The sequence below is a fragment of the Parabacteroides timonensis genome (genome assembly GCF_900128505.1).
Taxonomy (GTDB): domain Bacteria; phylum Bacteroidota; class Bacteroidia; order Bacteroidales; family Tannerellaceae; genus Parabacteroides; species Parabacteroides timonensis.
In genome coordinates this window covers 1,525,550-1,547,793 of record NZ_LT669940.1, presented here as the reverse complement: position 1 = coordinate 1,547,793, position 22,244 = coordinate 1,525,550, and the positions used below count along the sequence as shown (strand labels likewise).

Genomic DNA, 22,244 nt, shown 5'->3' with positions numbered 1-22,244 from the left:
ATATAGATAATGAAAAACGCTGATCTAATTTTAAAGGCAGGTATGTTAGCAACATGCTTGCCTATCATTGGTTGCAACTCGAACAAAAAGACGGAGAAAGAAGCGGAGGAACGTCCGAATATCCTCTTTATTTTGTCTGACGACCACACCGGTCAGGCATGGGGTATCTATGGGGGTATCCTGGCTGACTATGTAAAGAATGAGAATATCCGTCGTTTGGCTAACGAAGGTTGTGTGTTGGATAACTGTTTCTGTACCAACTCGATCTCCGCACCGAGCCGTGCCGCTATCATGACCGGAGCATACAGCCACCGTAATGGTGTGTATACCCTGGAGGATGGATTGGAGCCGGCTGTCGATAATATTGCGAAACAAATGCAGGCCGGTGGCTATCAGACAGCCTTGATCGGTAAGTGGCATTTGAAGAGACAACCTGCCGGTTTCGATCATTTTAATGTGTTCCACGATCAGGGTGAATATGTCAATCCTATTTTCAAAACTGCCGAAAACTGGGTGGACGACGATAAAGGAAAACAGGGGGTAGAGGTAAAAGGCTTCTCGACTGATATCGTTACCGATCAGACCATGGAGTGGATACGCAACCGTGATAAGGACAAACCTTTCATGATGTGTTGCCATTTCAAAGCAACCCACGAACCCTGGGATTTCCCCGAACGGATGAAGCATCTTTATGACGATGTGGTATTCCCTGAACCTGAAAGTATGATGGAGTTCGGTCCGGAAGAGTCGGGCAGGGCTTTCAAAGGACAGCAGTTGGAGAATATGGGTTGGCGTTGGGAGACCGCTTCGAAGGATCCGGATGCCTGGTGGTGTCGTTATCCGGAACTACCTTTCTCTACAAAAGGCATGGATAAGGTTGCCGCCCGTAAGAAGATTTACCAGAAGATGATTAAGGACTATCTGCGTTGTGGCGCTACAATCGACGATAATATCGGCCGTCTGTTGAAGATGCTCGATGAAGAAGGACTGAGTAAGAATACAATCGTAGTCTATGTTTCCGACCAGGGGTATTTCCTGGGTGAGCATGGCATGTTCGATAAGCGGATGATGTACGAAGAACCTTTGCACATGCCTTTTGTGATCCGTTACCCGAAAGAAATTCCGGCCGGAACACGTAATAAAGATATTATCCTGAATGTCGACTTTGCTTCGACGCTGGCCGATTACGCCGGAGTAAAAGCACCGGATTTGTCGCAAGGTAAAAGCTTCCGGAAGAATCTGAAAGGGGAGACGTCTGCCGACTGGCGGAAAGAAATGTATTATCGCTACTGGACACATCATTCCATCCGTCCTGCTCATATGGGTATACGTAACGAGCGTTATAAACTGATGTTCCTGTATGGTGACCGCCTGAATGCTACGGGGTCGGAAGAAACGCCGACCACTCCGGCATGGGAATTCCATGATTTGCAGGTAGATCCGAAGGAGGATAAGAACATGTATAATGATCCTCAGTATAAAGATATCATCAAGGAAATGAAGCAGGAATTATTGAAACTTCGTGAGGAAGTAGGAGATACCGATGCCGATACGCCACGGATGAAGGAAATAATGGATCAATATTACTGGATGTAATAACAATTCACTTTATAGTAAAGGAGGCTGTGATAAAAGGACTGAATAGCCCTCAGATAACACAGTCTCCTTTTTTCGTCAAAACAATTTTACAACCACTAATTTATTTCACATGAAGAAAATGTACATTCTGATTGCTACCGGGCTGTTTATAAGTATGGCTCCGCTGATAGCACAACAAACGACGGGTAATATTGTCGAGTATTTTGGAAAAGAGAGAGTGGAACGTGTAGACGAAGGTATCATACTCCATGCCTTCAAACAGGGATATTATGTTCCGGTGACAGCCCCTTCCGGTTATTTATTTGCTACTTCCGACGGTCTCGGATGGGAGATGGCAACCGGCAAATTCCGTACTCCTTCGGAAAATGACCTGACTGCAACGAACTATGGACGTACCCGGGAAGCCGTACAATGGACTCCGATCGCTGCCGACTCTACCGGAAAGTTTGCTAATCGTGCCTTACGTCGTGCTTATGTTTATACCGCTTATGAAGCGGATAAACCCCAGATTGCCTTACTCGAATCGAGTGGAAACACTCGTACTTTTATCAATGGTATGCCACACGAAGGTGATCATTATGATTTTGCTTATACGCTGATCCCTTTCCGTTTGCAAAAGGGGAATAACGAATTTATCTTCACTCCGGGACGTTTCGGTCGGGTAGAAGCCAAGTTGATAATTCCAACTAAACCGGTGATGTTAACTAAAAGGGATATGACCTTGCCGGACATTATTAATGGAGAAACGGGAGAGAAATGGGCTGCCATCCGTGTTGTCAATGCGCAGGATAAGAATTTGTCCGGATTAAAGATACAGTGTAAACTGGAAAGCGGTGAGGTAGCTACTATTGCAACGGACGATATCATGCCTATGATGGTACGTAAGGTAAAATTCCAGGTTCCGGCAGCCGTTTCCACAAAGAAAGGAGAAACGAAGGCTACTGTTACTCTATTGGATAAGTCAGGAAAAGAGATCGACCGCACCGAAATCGCTTTGCAGCAAAAAGACGCTTCTTCCATTCATGAACGGACTTTTATCAGTAATGTAGATGGTAGCGTGCAATATTATAGTGTGACTCCATCCACGACTCAGGCTGATAATCAGGCATTATTCCTCTCTGTTCACGGTGCATCTGTGGAAGCCCGCAATCAGGCCCGTGCTTATGCTCCGAAAGACTGGGGACATATCGTCGCTCCGACCAACCGCCGTCCCTTCGGTTTCAACTGGGAAGAGTGGGGACGTGTCGACGCAATGGAAGTTCTTGCCGAAGCAGAGAATGTATTAAAAACCGATCCGTCGCATACCTATCTGACCGGTCATTCGATGGGTGGACACGGGACATGGTTCCTCGGTGTTACTTATCCCGATCGTTTTGCTGCTATCGCTCCCTGTGCCAGTTATCCGGATATTGCCCGGTACTCCCGGCCGAATGCCGATGCTGCCAATGTGGGAGAGAAGCATTTCAATATGATTTGCCGGGCTGCTAATGCCGGACGTGTCTTGGATCTGAAGAAAAACTTCCTGCAATCGGGTATCTATATCCTGCATGGCGACTCCGACAATGTGGTTCCGATCCAGCAGGTACGCCAGATGCGTGAATTATTGGGTACTTTCCATCCGGACTTCTGTTATTATGAATATCCCGGCGGTTCGCATTGGTACAGCAACGAGAGTGTAGACTGGAAACCTATTTTCGATTATTTCCGTTGGCATAAAGTTCCGGCAGCCGGCGAAGTGAAGCAACTGGAATTTCATACGGCCTCTCCTGCTATTTCCGCTAAAGATTATTGGGTAACCATAAATCAGCAGGATACCGCTTACGCTTTTTCTTCTTTATCTTTCAAGCAAACCGACAAAGGACTTGAAGGAACAACCTCGAATGTGGCTTCCCTCACATTTGATCTTTCTGCTTTGAAACTTCCAACGGAAGCAATAATAACGATCGACAATGAAACGCTTCGTGCAGATGGAAGTAAACCGGCTGTCTTGAAGAAAGTTTCCGGTAAATGGACATTGATCGATGAGGTATCGGTAACGGAGAAATATCCTTCACGTTATGGAGGTTTCAAGCAGGCTTTCGACAATAATGTGGTATTTGTATATGCCACCGGGGGGAATAAAGAAGAAAATGCATGGTATCAGAATAAAGCACGGTTCGATGCGGAAACATTCCTTTACAGAGGAAACGGTTCTATCGAAGTGATTGCCGATAAAGACTTTGCTCCGTCTGCCTATGCCGACCGGAATGTTGTGCTTTATGGAAATGCAGCGAACAACAAAGCCTGGAATAAGCTTTTGAAGAATGCTCCGGTACAGGTTCTGAAAGGTGAGATACGGATGGGAGAAAAAGTAATGAAGGGTAATAATCTGGGTACTTATTTCGTCTATCCCCGTCCCGATAGCCGTACAGCCAGCGTCGGCGTAGTGGCCGGAACTGGTATCGAAGGAATGAAAGCAACCTATCCGAATGATTATATCTCCGGCATTACCGGTTTTCCCGACTTATTGATCTTTAATGTGGATGTCCTGAAAGATGGTATTCATGGAGTTGAGGTATCCGGTTTCTTCGGTAACGACTGGAGTGTGGGACAAGGTCATTTCATTACTGAATAAGATTGCGATTTGACTGATAAATATAGTTATAAAGATAAAATTCCCCGCGCAGGTAGTGACGATTAGCTGCGCGGGGAATGAAAAACAGCCGTGCGGGTAATTACGACTACCTGCGCGGGTAGTGATGATTGTTATTCAATGTTTTTACGAATCTTGGTCAGATAACCTTTCATTGCTTCCGAATCTTTATCCTTAATAATATCCTGAAGAATATTCAGCTCTTCCTGGATACGAGCGATCTGTTTCGGTGTACGCGGGTTAAAAAGGATTTCAGTCAACAGATAATCGTCTTCCGACAACAGTCCGCGTGCGATCTTCATGTGACGCTTGAATGTCGTACCCGGTGCATCCTGATGTTTCATCGTTGCGGCAAATACCATTGTCGACGCAAAAGGAATACCTAATGAATAAGCTACCACCTTGTCGTGTTCTTCGAATGTGTATTCGCAGATATGCAGGCGCAGACTGGCATAAATATCTTTGAAGAAAATCTTTCCCAGATGGTCACCTTCGGAGATAATGATTGTATTTTCTTTCTCCAACTGTCCCAGGTTGGCAAAAGTAGGGCCGAACATCGGGTGAGTGGAAACATACGGGAAGCCGCAAGTTTCGTAGAACTCTTTCAGATGGGTTTTTACGGATGCTATATCCGAAATAATACAATACGGTTGAAGGTAAGGAAGGACAGCTTTAAATGCTTCGATCGTATAGTTCAATGTCACACAGTTGATGACCAATTCAGGAGCAAACTCTGCAACCTCTTCCGGTTTTTGAAGACGAAGAGCATTGTAAATGAAACGCATCCTTTTCGGATCACTCTCTAATACGGCTACTTCGTGGTCAAAGCTAAGCAAATCGGTGAAGAAAGAACCCATCTTTCCGGCACCTAATATTAATATCTTCATTTCTTATTCTTTTTGTTTTTATTTTGCGTCGTGATGTGACACAGCATCACATCACGACGCAAGCGGACGCTTATTACTCGTTCATGATGATCATCTGCTGACGAACAGACTCTTCATGTATCTCTTTCAATATTTCTTTTACAAAGTCCACGTTCAGTTCCATTGTCTGTCCCATATCGGAACGTTTTTCCAGAATCTCGCTGTAACGCGGTGACTGCAGGATAGGCATGTTATGCTCTTTCTTATACACCCCGATTTCGCGTGAGATACGCATACGTTTAGCCAGCAGTTCGAGTAATTGTTCGTCGATGCCATCGATCTGGCGACGCAGTTCGGCAAGATTTTCTGTTGTCTGTGTTTCGTTACGGATAACCAATAGGTTGACAACATAATCCAGGACATCCGGAGTGATCTGCTGTGAAGCGTCGCTCCATGCACAATCCGGACATGGGTGTGATTCGATCATCAAACCGTCGAAACTCAGATCCATAGCCTGTTGAGACAGCGGAGCGATCAGTTCGCGTTTACCACCGATATGGCTGGGATCGCAGAAGATCGGCAGGTTCGGCATGCGGCGGCGCAGTTCGATAGGAATATGCCACAGCGGCAGGTTACGGTACATCTTTTTGTCGTATGAACTGAATCCACGGTGGATAGCACCCAATTTACGGATACCTGCTCCGTACAGACGTTCGAAAGCTCCGATCCACAATTCCAAATCCGGGTTTACCGGGTTCTTGATCAGTACGGGGATGTCTACCCCTTTCAATGCGTCTGCGATTTCCTGTACGGCAAATGGGTTTACGGTGGTACGTGCACCGATCCACAGAATGTCGATACCGGCTTTCAAGGCTTCGAATACATGATCTTTTGTTGCCACTTCGGTAGCGACATACATTCCGGTTTCTTTCTTCACGCGTTTCAACCATTGCAGACCTTCTGCTCCAATACCTTCGAAACCTCCCGGTTTAGTACGGGGTTTCCAAATTCCGGCGCGGAATATTTTAACTCCTTTGGACGAAAGCTGATGAGCGGCTTCCATTACTTGTTCTTCTGTTTCGGCACTACACGGGCCGGAGATGATGATAGGACGCTGGGGGTCTACACCGGGTAATAAGATCGATTCTAATTCCATTTCCATGATTGTATACTTTTATTTGTTTATTTCTAATTGTTTGATTCTATCTAATGCTTCCTGTAATGCTTCATTCTTGCAACAAAGGGAAATGCGGATATAACGTTCACCGCAACTTCCGAAGATAAATCCGGGAGTGACAAATACATTGGCTTCGTACAATACTTTGTTTGCCAGTGCTTCACTACCTTCTGCTGTTGCCGGTATCTTTCCCCAAAGGAACATTCCTACCTGGTTTTCATCATATATACATCCTATGGCATGCATGATTTGTCCTGCCAGGTCGCGACGACTGCGGTAAGTTCGGTTCATAGTATCGTACCATTCTTTCGGAGCTTTGAGGGCTTCCACTGCTGCATGTTGCATCGGTTTGAATTGGCCTGAGTCGATATTGCTTTTCACCTTCAGTATCCATTGAACGAATTGTGCATTCGAAGCCAACATAGCCATACGCCAACCCGGCATATTGTGTGCCTTGCTCATCGAGTTCATCTCGATGCAAATATCTTTGGCTCCCGGTACGCTGAGAATACTTAATGGATGTTCGTTTAGTATAAAACTATACGGATTGTCATTACATATAATAATACCGTGCTTACGTCCGAAAGCAACCAACTTCTCGAAAAGTTCCATACTCGCATTGGCTCCGGTCGGCATATTGGGGTAATTTACCCACATCAGTTTTACGTTGGAAAGATCCATTTTTTCCAATGCTTCGAAATCCGGTTGCCATCCTAATTCTTCTTTTAACTCATAAGATATCAGGTTGGCTTGTACCAATTTGCTGACAGAACTATAGGTCGGGTAACCCGGGTTGGGAACCAATACGCCGTCTCCCGGATTCAGAAAAGCCAGCGAGATATGCAGGATACCTTCCTTGGAACCGATCAACGGCTGGATCTCCGTCTTCGGGTCCAGTTCCACATCGTACCAGGTCTTATACCAGTCAGCAAAACCTTTACGTAATTCCGGAATACCCACATACGGCTGATAACCGTGCTCATTGGCATTATGGGCATGTTCGCACAACGTTTCGATTGTCTGTTTCGAAGGAGGCAGGTCGGGACTACCTACACCCAGGCTGATTACGTTCTTGCCTGCGGCATTCATTTCGGCTACCTCTTTCAGTTTCTTTGAGAAGTAGTATTCCTGTACGCTACCGACACGGTCGGCAGGTGTGATGTTACACACTTTGTTTTCCTTCTGCATATTCGCCTAATATTTTTAAATCCTTTGTTAATGGGATGATTGCATCCAATGCTTGTTTGTATCTGGTATAATCAGTAAATGTCAGATCGATATAGAACAAATATTCCCATTCGCGGCCGATGATCGGGAGCGATTGTATTTTGGAAAGATTCATGTCGTAGAAAGAAAGAATAGAAAGCACTTTGGAAAGGCTGCCGGAGGTGTGGGGGAGAGCGAAAACGAGAGATGATTTGTTGATTTCTGTCTTTTCGAGCAAGTCTTCTGCCGTCCATCGGTCTGCCAGGGCCAGGAAGCGGGTGAAGTTGCGTTTATTTGTCTCTATCCCTTCGGCAAGGATTTCCATGTTGTATATCTTAGCAGCCAGTTTACCGCAGACGGCGGCGTGTCCTTTCAGCTTATTCTCGGAAATCCAGCGGGCGCTCATGGCGGTATCTTCTTTTTCTACCATCTTCACGTTCGGCAGGGTATCGAGAAAGTCGGTACATTGCATCAGCGCGATAGGGTGGGAGTTGACTTCCGTAATTTCGTGTATCGTCGTTCCCGGCAGTGCAACCAGCGAATGCGAAATACGCAATTTGTATTCACCGATCACCCGCAAACCGCTTTCGCGTATCAGCTCATGATTCTGCAGCAGGCTTCCTGCAATCGTATTCTCGATGGCCATCAGACCCAGTATCGCCGGATCTTTCTTGATGGTCGTGATTACATCTCTGAATGTATTGCATCCAACAATCTCAATTTCTCCACCTTCATAGAAGCTACGGGCTGCGATATCGTGATACGAACCGGCTATTCCCTGAATTGCTACTCTCTTTTTCATCTTTCTGTCTTAAAGTCATAAAAAAAGTCCCACCGTAACCGGCAGGACTTCATATATTTTATTGATACATATTTTCTATCATCAACGCTTTACATACAAATTCCTGCCTTCACTCTGCTAAAGTAAAAGTAATAAAAGAAATATGTAAAGCTAAATCGATTCATTTGTCTCGTTTGTTTTTAAATACGCAGCAAAAGTAACGCTTTTTTGGAAACTACAAGCAAAAAGTAATAATATTTTTCGCCATGCAGTAAAAATAATGTTCAGACTACTTTTAATCCAGCCTGAAGCGTCAACATTTCTTTCGGTACGGACTTTTTAATGCTCTCGATCAACATGCCTGCAATGGTATGACGGATAAAATCTTTACGGGTGATCCAGACAATTTCGCGTGCCGGTTTAGGGATAGCGAAAGGACGTACCAGTTTCTTTTGTTCTTCACTGAGTTGCAGGGTAGCCAGTTCGGGAATGAACGTGACACCATTACCGCTTTCAACCATTCGCATGAATGTTTCGAGGCTTCCCAAACGGTAGGCTGCCTGGCGGAGTTTTACTTTCTCCATCTGGCAGAAACGCATCAACTGGTCGCGGAAGCAATGTCCTTCGTCCAATAGCCAGAGGTGTTCGTCGCTGATATCGGCTGTACGGATCAGGTCTTTTTTGAATACCGGATCGTTTTCGGCTACATAGCCGAAGAACTGTTCGTAATATAATGTATCGCCTTGCAGTTGTGTCTCGGTCGGTTGGTTGGCAATGATGGCTGCATCGATCTCTCCGTTTAATATGGCAGACATTGTCGGGGCTGTTTTCATTTCCAGGATACGGATATCCAGGTCGGGATGTTTTTCTGATAGCTGCTGGAAGAAACGGGGAAGCAGATAAGGGGCAATCGTTGGTAAAACGGCCAGGCGGAAAGTTCCTTTCAGCGACTGTTCTTCTTCATTCACGATATCTTTTATCAGGGAGGCCTGGTATAATACGGTACGGGCTTGGTCGATCACTTTCCTTCCGGCCGGAGTAGGACAGACCGGTTGCATATTTCTGTCGAATAATTTAATACCCAGTTCGTCTTCCAATTTTTGGATCATCATACTGAGAGTAGGTTGTGTTACTCTGCAATGTTCTGCAGCTTTTGCAAAGTGGCGGAATGTGTCTACCGCCAGGATGTACTCGAGTTGCTGTATATTCATACTGCTTTAGTTTTTTTTGTTCATAAAATCTTTCGGCAAAACTCCAAATTGTTTCTGGAAACATTTGGAGAAATAAGAAGGGTTGTTGAATCCAACCTGGTAACATATTTCGTTGATACGATATTTCTGTGTTGCTAACAACTCTGCCGCTTTCTTTAAACGGACAAGCTGTATCAGTTCATTCGGGGTCATTTCTACCAGCGTTTTTATTTTGGCAAACAATCCCGACCGGCTGATGCATAATTGTTCTGCCAATACATCGATGGAGAAGTCGACATTCGATATATTCTTTTCAATGATCTCGTTCATCTTCGACAAGAACTGTTCGTCAGCCTTATTGACAGCTACACTATCCAGAGGAACGAACGGCATTTCTGAAAACTTCTTTCTCAGTTTTTTCCGCGATTCGAGCAAATTCTCGATTTGGGCACGTAATACCTGTGTCGAGAAAGGTTTTTCGATGTAGGCATCTGCTCCGGACTTTATACCGGTTACTTTCGATATATTATCGGTTTTCGCAGTCAGCAATACCAATGGGATATGGCTGTAAGAAACGTTTTCCTTTACCTCTTTGGCAAATGCGAAACCATCCATAACCGGCATCATCACGTCGCTTATGATAAGATCGACAGGTTGTTTTTTCAGCTGTTCTAATCCTTCCTGACCGTTTTCTGCCAATAGAATATTGTATGTCTCTTTGAAACTGTCATGGAGGAAGCTCCTCATGTCGGTATTGTCTTCTACGATCAATAATGTGGGGCGGCCGGAAGATGCGATTAGTTGACTGGTAGCATCTTTGGTGTACGGTTCCTCTTCGGGAACCGTATAGTCGGTCACTATATCCTTTTTAGATTTTGCGGGAGCAACATTGGGTTGTTCCAATGGTATTGTAACAGTAAATGTTGTTCCTTGCTCTGCTGTACTTTCTACTTCAATCATGCCATGATGGGCATCTACCAGTAATTTAGCCAGCGAAAGTCCGAGTCCTGTACCTGGTTTATGGCTCTGGGCTATCTGATAGAAAGGAAGGAATATATTATTCTGTTCCAGTTCGGATATTCCCCGGCCATCATCCGAGACTTTGATGATAACAGCTCTATTATGAATCCCGCAGGTCATCGTAATTTTGCCGGAAGCGTATTTGGTGGCATTGGTGAGCAGGTTACTGATGACTTTAGTTATCGCTTCGGGATCGACAATGGCCATAATTCCTTTATCCGGCATATCAAAAGAAAAGGCGATACCTTTCTGTTCGATCATCGGTTTGAAACGATCATACAGGTTCTGGAGTAATTCGTACATATTTTGTTCGGAGAAGTTGATCACGAATGCTCCCTGTTCCGCTTTCCGGAAATCCAGCAACTGATTGACCAATGACAGGAGTCGCTGACTGTTGCGATCGATTATATTTAATGCACTCTGGATCGTTGTAGGAAGAGTTGATGAGGTTTCCATTATCTTTTCGAGCGGTCCGATAATTAAAGAGACCGGTGTTCGTATTTCATGGGCGATCAGGGTAAAGAAATTGATCTTGGCATCATGCAGTTCCTTCTCTTTTTCCACACTCAGTTGAAGCATGCGGGCTTTATGACGTTTTTCTGTTCGTAGCTTCATTGCATATATAATGTAGCATACCAATCCTATGATTGATATGATATAAATGAAATAGGCCAAATGTGAACGCCAGAAGGGGGGATGAATGATTATATCTACGGTTGTAGCCTCTTCATTCCATACGCCATCGTTATTTGAACCCATTACATGGAACTTGTATTTACCGGCCGGTAAATTAGTATAGGTCGCTTTTCGCTGGTTACCTACAAAGTTCCAGTCTTTGTCGAAACCTTCCAGTTTATATTTATACTGGTTTTTGGCCGGTACACTATAACTAAGGCTCACATATTCGATGCTGAATACATTATGTTTGTAAGAGAGTTCAATTTCTTTAATACTGGTCGTCGATTGAGGAAGGATACCTTTCTCTTCGATTTTTACATCTTTATTGAATACCTGCAGGTTTGTAATTACTACCGGCGGTATATAAGTATTAAAGGTGATGGTACGAGTATCGAGTTCGCAGAAACCGTTGGTGGTTCCCAGATATAAAAGTCCTGAGGATGCCAGTAAGACGGCATTGACCCCATATTGGTCGCTTTGTAGTCCATCGCTCTTAAAGAAGATCCGTTGTTTTCCGGTCTCTAGGCAGTAAGATATAAGCCCGTTAATCGTACTGATCCATAAATAGCCCAGATTAAAAACGACACCGGTAACGGCTGCTTGTGATATATTCAGCGGTACACGTACGAAGTTTCCGATTGTTTTATCAAACCGGCATATTCCGTTATCGGTTCCTACCCATAATTGTTGTTTGTCATCCAGGCAGAGACTATTTATCTGGTTGGTCGATAAGGTGTTTTTATCATCAGGGTTTAATGTATATTGTTCCCATTTTTCTGTTTTCGGGTTAAAGCAAAAGAGTCCTTTACCCAGTGTGGCAAACCATATATTGTCGTCTGAATCCTGCAATATACAACTGGTAGTTGTTCCTGTTTCTTTGACTTTATTGAAACCATCGTTTGGGCGGTCATAACGCAGGATGCTCTGCATGGTTCCCACCCAGATATTGTTTTGTTTGTCTTTATAGATAGAATACACACTGCTCATATCCGAGGGAATCTTATCGGTTGAGTCGGCGAAATATTGGGAGAATTTACCGGTTCGGGTATTTAGTATATTCAGATTACCGGAATAGGTTCCGATCCATAAATTCTCATTATCCAGGAATAAGGCGTGGATATTATGGTAGGATAGACTGTTACGGTTCGGATCCGGCTGATAATTCGTGAATTTTTTGTTTTGCGTATTAAAATAACTCAGGCCGCCATCGTCTGAACCGATCCAGATATTACCGGATGGATCTTCACAAAAACAACTGATAATATTTCCACCGACAGAATTACTATAATCCGAATGGGTATATCCGTTGATCATTCCTTTCATCGGAGCGGCATAGTTGACACCGCCATGATAAGTACCGACCCAAACACCTCCTTCCCTGTCTTTATAGATGGGATAGATAAATTTATTGGAAAGGCTACTGTTTTTTAATTCGGTGGCAGTCATTACTTCTGCTTTCTTCGTCTTTGTATCAAAATAAGCAAGCCCGTCGTCGGAGCCAACTAATAAAATACCCGGTTGATATTCGGTGATATAGTGAACGTGAGAGATTCCGTTCGGTGTTCCCGGAACCAGGAATGATTCTATTTTTAATGTCTTTTTGTTTAGCTGACAAATGCCATGATTCCAGGTTCCTATCCATAGATTATCTTCGTCTCCGTCTTCAATGGCATAGATCCGCAAGTCGCAAGACTCTCCGTTCATCTTCGCTATCTGGTATGTGATGAACTGATCGTTTTCCGGGTCATAGCGATTTATGGTTCCTTTGTTTTGTTGGGAAGCAACCCATATCGAACCTTGACTATCGATGTGTAAATATAATATTGTGTTTGAAATCAGTGAATTGCTTTTATCCGATATGGATTCATATTGTTTTAGTTGCTGTGTTTGTTTGTTGAAGCAGAAAACACCTTGACTTAATGTTGCAAACCAGATATTTCCGTTGGGGGCTTCAGCAATAGCTGTTATGTTACTCTTGATTTTTGTCCCATTGTCTGTCTGAATAGCAAAGTATCTGAATTGTTCCAGTTCCGGATTGTAGATATAGACGCCTTCATCTGTTCCTATCCAAAATATTTTTTTGGAATCTTCTAATAATGAATATATATAGTTATTGCCAATAGAAGTAGAGTCGCCTATTATATTCTTAAAAACTTTCACATGATAACCGTCAAATCTGTTTAATCCGTTTTCCGTGCCAAACCACATAAATCCCCGACTATCCTGAATGATACTGCGGACTGTATTGGAAGATAATCCGTTTTCAACTTCATAATGAATGAACTTGAATTGTTCCGCATAAATCCATTGGTAGGATAATAGGAATACTATAATAATCTTAATGTATCGGACAATAGATAGTGCTCTCATGTTATTTTGAAGATACAGTATTGAATACAAAGGTAGAAAATATATAGAATATCTTAGTGGTGCAGGTAAAAAATACACTATTTCTAAATGGGGATTAAATGCATTGCCTGATTTGAAGGTTTCATATAGTGTAAATTATAGATGGTTATAGGTTATTCTATTTGCCGAAATAAATTGAGACAAAATGTTTTCTAATCCATTATATTTGTGTTAATATGTCTGTTTTTTTGATGGATAGATAACGCTCGAATATTTCAGAATAATGCTTTTGGAGTATTTATTGTTACAATAATTAACAGATATCCCCGTAAATCATTTTCAGAAACTCGTTTTAAAGAAATTATCACTTCGTTTAAAACGAATTTTTTTTTGTTTTAAACGAAGTGGTGGTTTGTTTAAGGTGGAAAAAATGTTAAAACATATTATAAATGAAATGGCCTGACACTTTTTAGAGCTCGAATTGTGTGTTTTTTAGCAGCTTTTGTCTTTGGGTTATCTGTAAAAATGGATGAAATTAAAATGTCATAAACAATATGAATATTGATTTTGAGAAATAAACGGATGTAATAAGCAGAAAAAAATATCTATCTGTTGTATTGTCCAGGTTATAAAATACTCTTTTGATAATACTAAACCTCCGGAGAATCTCGTAAAATCCATCCATTCCGGTCTTCCCCTCGTACAGCCAAACCAGAGATAGGATGAAATAGCATTTTGACACATTGGACTTTCAATCATATGATAGTTTGTAATTTTTGTTATGGAATCTCTATGGTAAAATATAAATTTTGTCTATATAAATAGAAAAATAGTATGGTTGTATTGTTTAATGTATTGAATGTCAATGATTGTTTGATTTATTTGGAAAAGTCTGTTTTGGACTATTTTTTGCCTGAATTGTTTAATTCTTTCATAATAAATATTACATTCTCTTTTCCTTTGTATGTAACAAACGGGTTATAAATCTAATAATCTATTAGTATGAAAAAAGTAAAAGAAAACAAATTGGAAAATTTGTATCCTTTGTTTCCTGTAGAAAGCTCGAGCTGCTTTAACAAGAACAAAGCGAAGCTGGTGGTAATGGGATTGCTTGGCCTATCACCGGTATTTTTTGTAGCGCACGCTACCGCATCTGATGTGTCACATCAGATGAATAATGGTATACAAGTTGTGGAAAACTTGCAACAAGAAAAGAAAGTAACCGGTACAGTAAACGATCAGCAAGGTATTTCGGTGCCGGGTGCCGCTGTACAGGTTAAGGGCACAACGATCGGTACAGTGACCGATATAGATGGTAATTTTGAACTGGAGGTGCCATCAGGGGCAGTTTTGGTAATCTCTTATATAGGTATGCAATCTCAGGAAATAGTGGTTGGTAACAAGACTGTATTTAATATAGTTTTGACGGAAAATAATATCGGATTGGATGAAGTAGTCGTAGTTGGTTACGGTACACAAAAAAAAGCTACTTTGACCGGATCTATCTCTTCTGTAGGAGGTGATGAACTGAAAAAAATAGCAGCAGTCAACTTGAGTAATACATTAGCCGGTAAGACAGCCGGTGTAATTGCTAATACACGCTCGGGTGAACCCGGTGAAGATGGGGCTACGATACAGATTCGTGGTCAAGGTACGTTTGGTAGTACCAGTCCGTTAATTGTTGTGGATGGTATTGCTGACCGTAGTTTTAGCCGTTTGAATGCGGAAGATATTGAATCTATCTCTATTTTAAAGGACGCTTCTGCTGCCATCTATGGTGCACGTGCTGCTAATGGCGTTATTTTGGTGACAACAAAACGTGGTAAGGAAGGAAAGACAACTTTATCTTATAGTGGCCGTGTTGGTTTCTCACAACCTACGCGAGTTCCGGAAATGCTGAACTCATATCAGTATATGACTTATATTAATGAATACCAGACGGGACATGGATTAGAAACCACTTTTAAAGAAAATCAAATAAATTGGGCACAGAACGGTGAGAATCCTTATCAATATCCGAGTACAAACTGGTGGGATACGGTATCTAAAAATTGGGCAACACAAACAGAACACAGTGTATCGGTAAACGGAGGTAATGATAAGATTTCATTTTATACCTCTGCACAGTATATGTGGCAAGATGCTATTTATAAGAATGCAGCTCAGGATTATGGTCAATATCAGTTAACTTCTAATATTGATGCAAAGGTTGGTAAATATATTAAGGTCGGTTTGGATATCCAGGGACGTCAGGAAAAACGTACACGTGGTGTGTTCTCGACAAACTATTTATTTGACTTTTTGATGAAGTGTAAACCGATTTACGGAGCTTATTCTCCTGATGGTCAATATCCGTTGGTCGGTATGGAATATGCATCAACAAATCCGGCGGTAATGGTAACAAAAGATCCGGGTGAAACAAAATATACATACAATTATTTGAATGTGAAACCGACTATACGTGTTGATATGGATTTCATTACGAAAGGATTGTATTTTGAAGGATATGCAGCTATGGACTTTACGTTCCGTAATGGGAAAACACTTAATCATCCCTATGACGTATATAAATACGTATCTTCGGGACAAGAACAGGCCGGTATATGGGGAGAATATGAGAATCAGCGCGATCAAACTGGTGCAATTAGCGTCAATCAATGGTCTGACAATTCTACCCGTATAACATTGAATGCCCGTTTAGGATATAGCCATACATTCAATGAGGATCATAAAGTGGATGCTTTTGTCGCTTATGAACAAAGTAAATATGATTTTAGCAGTTTAGGAGCTTACCGTACAAATTTTCTTTCAACAGAGATTCCGGAAATCAATGCAGGTAGTGATGACCCGGAAGATCAGTCTAATAGCGGTTATTCCACAAAGACGGCCCGTCAGAATATTTTTGGACGTATTAATTATGGATACAAAGATAAATACCTGGCAGAAGTGACGCTGCGTTACGACGGATCTATGAATTTTGCGCCCGGCCATCGCTGGGGATTATTCCCTGGCTTCTCTGCAGGTTGGGTAATGTCTGAGGAATCATTTTGGGAAAATTTGAAACCGACAATCAATTTTTTCAAATTAAAAGGTTCTTGGGGAAAAATGGGTAATGATGATATCACAGCTTTCCAATATTTATCCCAGTATTTATTCAATGAAAGCAGCATACAGTTCGGCTCACAAAATAAAGGTATGTATCTGTCCCGTACTGCTAATCCATTGGTCACCTGGGAAACGGCTCGTACTACAAACGTAGGTTTCTCTTCTCAATTTTTGAATGGAAAGTTTAGTTTGGATGTAGATTATTTTATTTCAAAACGTAGTGATATTTTGATTACTCGTAATGCATCCATTCCTTTATATTCAGGATTAAAACTACCATCTGAAAATATTGGAAAGATGAATAATAAGGGTATTGAGTTCATTGCTTCTTATCAGGATCGGAATGATGAAATATCCTGGGGAGTGACTGGGAACTTTACGTTCGCAAAGAATAAGGTGGTTTATTCCGATGAAGCAACGAATAAAGTCGATTGGAGAAGAGTGACTGGTCATGCTTATGGTGGGTTGGAACTTTATAATGCAATAGGTATTTACCAAACTCAGGAACAGATTGATAATTCACCACATTTGGCTGGAACTCAGGTTGGAGATTTACAGTATGAAGACCTGAATGGAGATAAACAAATTACAGCAGATGACATGAAATATTATGACAATTATTCTGCTATTCCTAAGATTATTTATGGCTTCACTTTAAACGGAGGTTGGAAAGGATTGGATTTAAATGTATTCTTCCAGGGACAGGCTATGGCTCATCAATTGATTACACCGACTATGAATATGTTGACAGATTTTTATGAAGGGCGTTGGATTGCAACAAACAGTGCTGAAGAAAACGCAGCAGCTCGTTGGCCGCGTGCTTGTATCAATGACTCTGGTTATATGGATGATGTTAATGGAGTCTCTTCTACTTGGTGGTTAAGAAATTCCGCATTTCTTCGTTTGAAATCAGTTGAAATAGGATATACACTACCTAAGCATCTTTTGCAGACTATCGGTATTGAACGTGCCCGTGTTTATTTAAATGCCAATAATCTATTTACATTAGATCATATTAAGGTTTCTGACCCGGAAGCGGCAAGTTATTACAATGACGATGGTTATCTGGTTTCTTCCGGTGGTATTTTGGGATATCCGTTACAACGGACAATCAATTTTGGAGTGAATGTAACCTTTTAATTAATAAGAAATTATGAAGATGAAAAAAAATATATGTAGTGTAGCTTTATTAGGTGCACTGTTAGGGATATCTTCTTGTGACGTATTAGACGTTGCACCGACTGATTCATTTACGGATGAAGCAGTATGGAATGATTTGGCGTTAGCTGAGACATATTTGAACAATAGTTATACTGATATCGTAGCTGAAAACTCTTGTGGTAGCCGATTTGCAAGTTTGACAGACGAAGTACATCAAATGCATTCTTACTGGACAGAACATGCACTGGATGGAACATTGGGTACCGATTATCCGTATTTTGCAATCGGTTATGATACAAGTAAGTATCGGATGTGGGAGTTCTATTATTCCGCCATTAAAGATATAAATTATTTCATGGAGCATATTGATAATGTTCCTGCAGGCACAGAAGAATACGAAGAATGGAAAGATCAACTAAAAGGACAGGGATATTTCCTCCGTGCCTATTTCTATCACATGTTGTATAGTTTGTATGGGCGTGTAGTTTTGGTAACCAACACACATGACCTGGATTCTGAATTTACTGAAACACGTGCTGATTTGGATGATGTGGCTAACTATATTGTTTCACAGTGTGATAGTGCGGCTATGTTATTGCCCGCACTTTATAGTTCTGCAGACGATTTAGGACGTGCAACTAAAGGGGCGGCATTGGCATTGAAAGGGCGTACTTTGTTATATATGGCAAGTCCGTTGTTTGGAACTCCTTCTTCTGAAAAGTGGCAGAAGGCCGCTGATGCCAATAAAGCAGTGATTGATCTGGGTGTATACAACTTGAAATCAGTTTCCAGTTCAGATGATTATGCTGATTTATTTCTGGACCAGAATAATCCGGAAGTGATTTTTGAAAAATTGTATGATACACAATCAAAAGTTACTGAAACTAATAATTCGTTTCTTCACCAGTCTCCTTGTGGTACCGGTAGTGGTTTTGGCGGTTGGGGAACAATGCAGCCGACGCTGGAAATAGTCGATCGTTTTCAGTGCTCTGATGGTACAGAATATGAAATCGAAGCTGATAATGTATATCCGTGGAATAATCGGGATATTCGTTTGAAAGCTAATATTCTGGTCGATGGAGATAAGTGGGGATATGGTGCTGACAAGCGTGAAGTTGAATATTTTATGCCTGGTGAAAACGGTGTTGTTGCTGGTTTGGATAGCCGTGGAGGGCCTTCTTACTGGAATGCCACAATAACAGGCTTTAGTATGCGTAAATTTTTGGACCCTAATTTTGATACAAGTGGTACTTTATCGAATTCAACTCCCTGGTTTGTCTTTCGCTTAGCAGAGGTCTATCTAAATTATGCTGAATGTTTAATTGAACTGGGTAATAATGCAGAGGCTTTAAAGTATATCAATTTAGTACGTGAACGTGCTTTACAACCTGCTGCAACAGGTAAGGATATACGTGCTGAATATGAGTATGAACGTCAAATGGAGTTACTTTTTGAAGGACAACGTTGGTTTGATCTGCGTCGTTGGAAAAAACTGGAGGAAGTGTATTCACATCCCCGATACAGTATGACAATTTATAAATATGCAGATGGAACAAAGCGATATGTAAGAGATACTGAACCGATCCGTACAATGACTTTCAATGGTGAGAAAAATTATTGGATGCCGGTTATGCGTGAAGAACATGAAAAGGCTCCACTGATTGACTTACTTCCATACGAATAAACACAATATATAACTCTAAAGGCAGGAGGCGAAAAGCCCTTTTGCCTTTAGAATAAAGAAAACAGTAATGGGAATAATTAAATATTTCAAATACATCCCAGTTGCAGCTTTTATCTTATTAGCAGCCTGTTCATCGTGCAGTAAGGACGGTGATGATACTGATACCGGGAAAACGGGAAAGCTTCCTGAGGGTAAAGAACTCTATCGGCCTGAAGATTTTTCCGGACAAGACTGGTGGACAAATGATAACGACTATTCTTATAACCGGATGGCTTATACCGATAATTTAGTTATCTATTGGCAGAAAGGTTTTGGAGAAGGTCTGGCCAACCCTCCGGAATTGGAAGGAAAGTCAATGAAGGTGGATCTGGATAATTTGAAAGAGAAGTTGGAAACATTCTATACCTATTTTCGTGATGAACTGCAATTCGTGAAGCCGGGTTCCTTAAGTGAAAAATACCGGATGATGGTTATGATCATGTATTCACTGGAAGGAACAGCCTATGGAGGAACTTATGATAACAAAATCGGTGCATTTTGGGCGGCACCGAATCGTTTGCAGGATCAAAAACTGAATGCCGTGGCTCACGAACTTGGTCATAGCTTCCAATTACAGATCATTGCTGACGGACAAGGCGAGGCCTGGGGAGGAAACGGTATTTATGAAATGGCCTCCCAATGGATGCTCTGGCAGGTAAATCCAGATTGGATGAAAGATGAAAACTATCATTGGGTTGCTTTCAAAGAATTGACACACAAAGCATTTCTGCATGTCGATAATATCTATCATTCCCCTTATGTACTGGAATATTGGGGGGTAAAACATGGATTGCCGGTTATCGCAGAAATGTTCCGGCAAGGTTTGAAAGGGGAAGACCCCGTCATTACTTATAAAAGGATGCATGAAATGACCCAGGAACAGTTCAATGACGAAATGATGGATGCCTATTTACATCTGGTAAATCTTGACTACGACCGCGTTTATGATATCACCCGGCAATGGGCCAACTCGTTTGCTCCGTTTAAAGCAAACCTGAAAGATGATGGTAACGGCTGGTTGCAGGTTGTGAAGGAAGTGTGTCCTGAAAATTATGGATTCAATGCCATTAAATTGGAAGTTCCGGAAACGAACCAAACGGTTACAGTCGATTTCAAAGGTTTATCTGATGCAACTGGATATAATCTGGTTCATGCGGATAAAGCCGGATGGCGTTATGGTTTTGTCGGTGTTACGGCGGATGGAAAATCTGTTTTGGGTACTGTTGGGCGTGATGCGGAAGGGCAAGTTTCTTTTACAACTCCAACCGATACAAAACTATCCTATTTGTGGCTCGTTGTAATGGGAGCACCCACAGAACACTGGATGAATTCCTCGACGGAAAGTGATGCCCAATGGCCTTATAAAATAAAGGTTTCGGGTACTAATATCGAATAAAAGTATACGAATTACTTTTTTTACGGGGAGATACCTGAATTTTATCTCGCTTGTTATAAGGTATCTCCCTTTTATCTATATCTTAAACCTATGTATAGACTTATCAGCAGATAGATATGATGAAATTTTTTTTATTGGTAGCATGTTTACTGGCATTTTGGACTGAAACTTCTGCCCAGATGTTTTTTGGAGAAAAGAAACAAGTTGCGGATTCTGTGTTTAATTCATTAGCACAAACTCCGCCAATGGGGTGGAATAGCTGGAATAAGTTTGGTTGTAATGTCAGTGAAAGCCTGTTGAAGGAAATAGCGGATGCTATGGTGACATCGGGTATGAAAGATGCCGGTTATGAATATATTGTGATTGATGACTGTTGGCAGGTTGGACGTGATGAACAGGGAAATATCCAGGTCGATTCTGTACGTTTTCCAAGTGGTATGAAAGTATTAGCCGACTATATACATGGTAAAGGTCTTAAACTGGGAATCTATTCCTGTGCCGGTTCATATACTTGTCAGGGCCGGCCGGGAAGTCGTGGATACCAGTTTCAGGATGCACGCCAATATGCGGCATGGGGCGTCGATTATCTGAAATATGACTGGTGTTCGAATGAAGGACAAAAAGCCGAAGCTGCTTATCGTACGATGAGTGATGCTTTGAAAGCAAGTGGTCGCCCTATTGTATTCAGCATTTGCGAATGGGGTGAAAATGAACCCTGGACATGGGGGAAAGGTATTGGTCACCTCTGGCGTGTGACGGCTGATATACGCGACTGTTATCAATGTAAATTTGATTGGGGAGGTGTCGGAGTGCTGGACATTATCGATATTATGGCTGAATTATATCCGTATGCAGGGCCGGGACACTGGAATGATGCCGAAATGCTGGAAGTCGGTAACGGAGGTATGACACATGACGAAAACATCACCCATTTTTCCATGTGGTGCATGTTGGCAACTCCCTTGATGGCAGGTAATGATTTACGTAAAATGGATACCGAAACCCGTGAAATATTAACGAACAAAGAAGCTATTGCCGTTAACCAGGATTCGTTAGGGCAGCAGGCACGTCGTTTTATGGATATGGGAGAGAAAGAGATTTGGGCTAAACCGCTGGCTAACGGTGAATTGGCTGTTTGTTTTCTGAATCGTACCGAACAAGTCTGGAAACTGGATCATGACTGGAAACGGCAGACGATCTATTTTGCAAATGACGTGAATATACATAAACAGGAATATGTTGTACGTGATCTATGGCAACATAAAGATCTGGGAACGACTAAAGAACATACAAAATATGATATACCGGGCCATGGAGTATTGATGGTACGGCTTTCTCCAAAGAAATAATTAAAAAATGAT

12 protein-coding genes are annotated in these 22,244 nt (G+C 41.9%); 6 read left to right on the top strand and 6 right to left on the bottom strand.

What is annotated here, in order from left to right:
• The first annotated feature begins 9 nt into the window (after positions 1-9).
• Together BQ7394_RS06675 and BQ7394_RS06670 are read left to right on the top strand one after the other, a co-directional pair.
• On the top strand, positions 10-1,596 hold the full coding sequence (locus BQ7394_RS06675; protein WP_075556652.1) for a sulfatase family protein: 1,587 nt from the start codon (positions 10-12) through the stop codon (positions 1,594-1,596).
• A gap of 112 nt (positions 1,597-1,708) precedes the next feature.
• A complete protein-coding gene (locus tag BQ7394_RS06670; RefSeq protein ID WP_235848681.1) occupies positions 1,709-4,213 on the top strand; it encodes a carboxylesterase family protein in 2,505 nt (834 codons plus the stop codon).
• Between the two features lie 131 nt (positions 4,214-4,344).
• Here BQ7394_RS06670 and BQ7394_RS06665 read toward each other — a convergent pair whose 3' ends face one another.
• From BQ7394_RS06665 to BQ7394_RS06640, 6 genes are all read right to left on the bottom strand, one after another.
• On the bottom strand, positions 4,345-5,118 hold the full coding sequence (locus BQ7394_RS06665; protein WP_075556651.1) for a prephenate dehydrogenase: 774 nt from the start codon (positions 5,116-5,118) through the stop codon (positions 4,345-4,347).
• Positions 5,119-5,191: 73 nt separating this feature from the next.
• Positions 5,192-6,259, bottom strand: coding sequence for a bifunctional 3-deoxy-7-phosphoheptulonate synthase/chorismate mutase type II (locus BQ7394_RS06660; protein WP_075556650.1), 1,068 nt, complete (start codon positions 6,257-6,259; stop codon positions 5,192-5,194).
• A 12-nt stretch (positions 6,260-6,271) separates the two neighbouring features.
• Complete coding sequence (locus BQ7394_RS06655; protein WP_075556649.1) at positions 6,272-7,462, bottom strand: pyridoxal phosphate-dependent aminotransferase; 1,191 nt, start codon at positions 7,460-7,462, stop codon at positions 6,272-6,274.
• Positions 7,437-8,282, bottom strand: coding sequence for a prephenate dehydratase (locus BQ7394_RS06650; RefSeq protein ID WP_075556648.1), 846 nt, complete (start codon positions 8,280-8,282; stop codon positions 7,437-7,439). The genes BQ7394_RS06655 and BQ7394_RS06650 overlap by 26 nt, the downstream gene beginning before the upstream one ends.
• A 263-nt stretch (positions 8,283-8,545) precedes the next feature.
• A complete protein-coding gene (locus BQ7394_RS06645) occupies positions 8,546-9,472 on the bottom strand; it encodes a hydrogen peroxide-inducible genes activator (RefSeq protein ID WP_075556647.1) in 927 nt (308 codons plus the stop codon).
• A gap of 6 nt (positions 9,473-9,478) precedes the next feature.
• On the bottom strand, positions 9,479-13,519 hold the full coding sequence (locus tag BQ7394_RS06640; protein ID WP_075556646.1) for a hybrid sensor histidine kinase/response regulator transcription factor: 4,041 nt from the start codon (positions 13,517-13,519) through the stop codon (positions 9,479-9,481).
• A gap of 981 nt (positions 13,520-14,500) precedes the next feature.
• On the opposite strand from BQ7394_RS06640, the gene BQ7394_RS06635 reads away from it, so the two are divergent.
• The 4 genes from BQ7394_RS06635 (at position 14,501) to BQ7394_RS06620 (ending at position 22,232) form a co-directional block, all read left to right on the top strand.
• Positions 14,501-17,743: a SusC/RagA family TonB-linked outer membrane protein gene (locus tag BQ7394_RS06635; RefSeq protein ID WP_075556645.1), complete on the top strand. Its 3,243-nt coding sequence runs from the start codon at positions 14,501-14,503 to the stop codon at positions 17,741-17,743.
• 13 nt (positions 17,744-17,756) lie between these two features.
• Entirely contained in the window at positions 17,757-19,448 is a 1,692-nt protein-coding gene (locus BQ7394_RS06630) for a RagB/SusD family nutrient uptake outer membrane protein (RefSeq protein ID WP_235848680.1), read from the top strand.
• Between the two features lie 67 nt (positions 19,449-19,515).
• A complete protein-coding gene (locus BQ7394_RS06625) occupies positions 19,516-20,883 on the top strand; it encodes a DUF6055 domain-containing protein (protein ID WP_075556644.1) in 1,368 nt (455 codons plus the stop codon).
• Between the two features lie 116 nt (positions 20,884-20,999).
• Positions 21,000-22,232 carry a glycoside hydrolase family 27 protein gene (locus BQ7394_RS06620; RefSeq protein ID WP_374048156.1) on the top strand — a complete coding sequence of 411 codons (1,233 nt, stop codon included), beginning with the start codon at positions 21,000-21,002 and terminating at the stop codon, positions 22,230-22,232.
• The last annotated feature ends 12 nt before the right edge of the window (positions 22,233-22,244 follow it).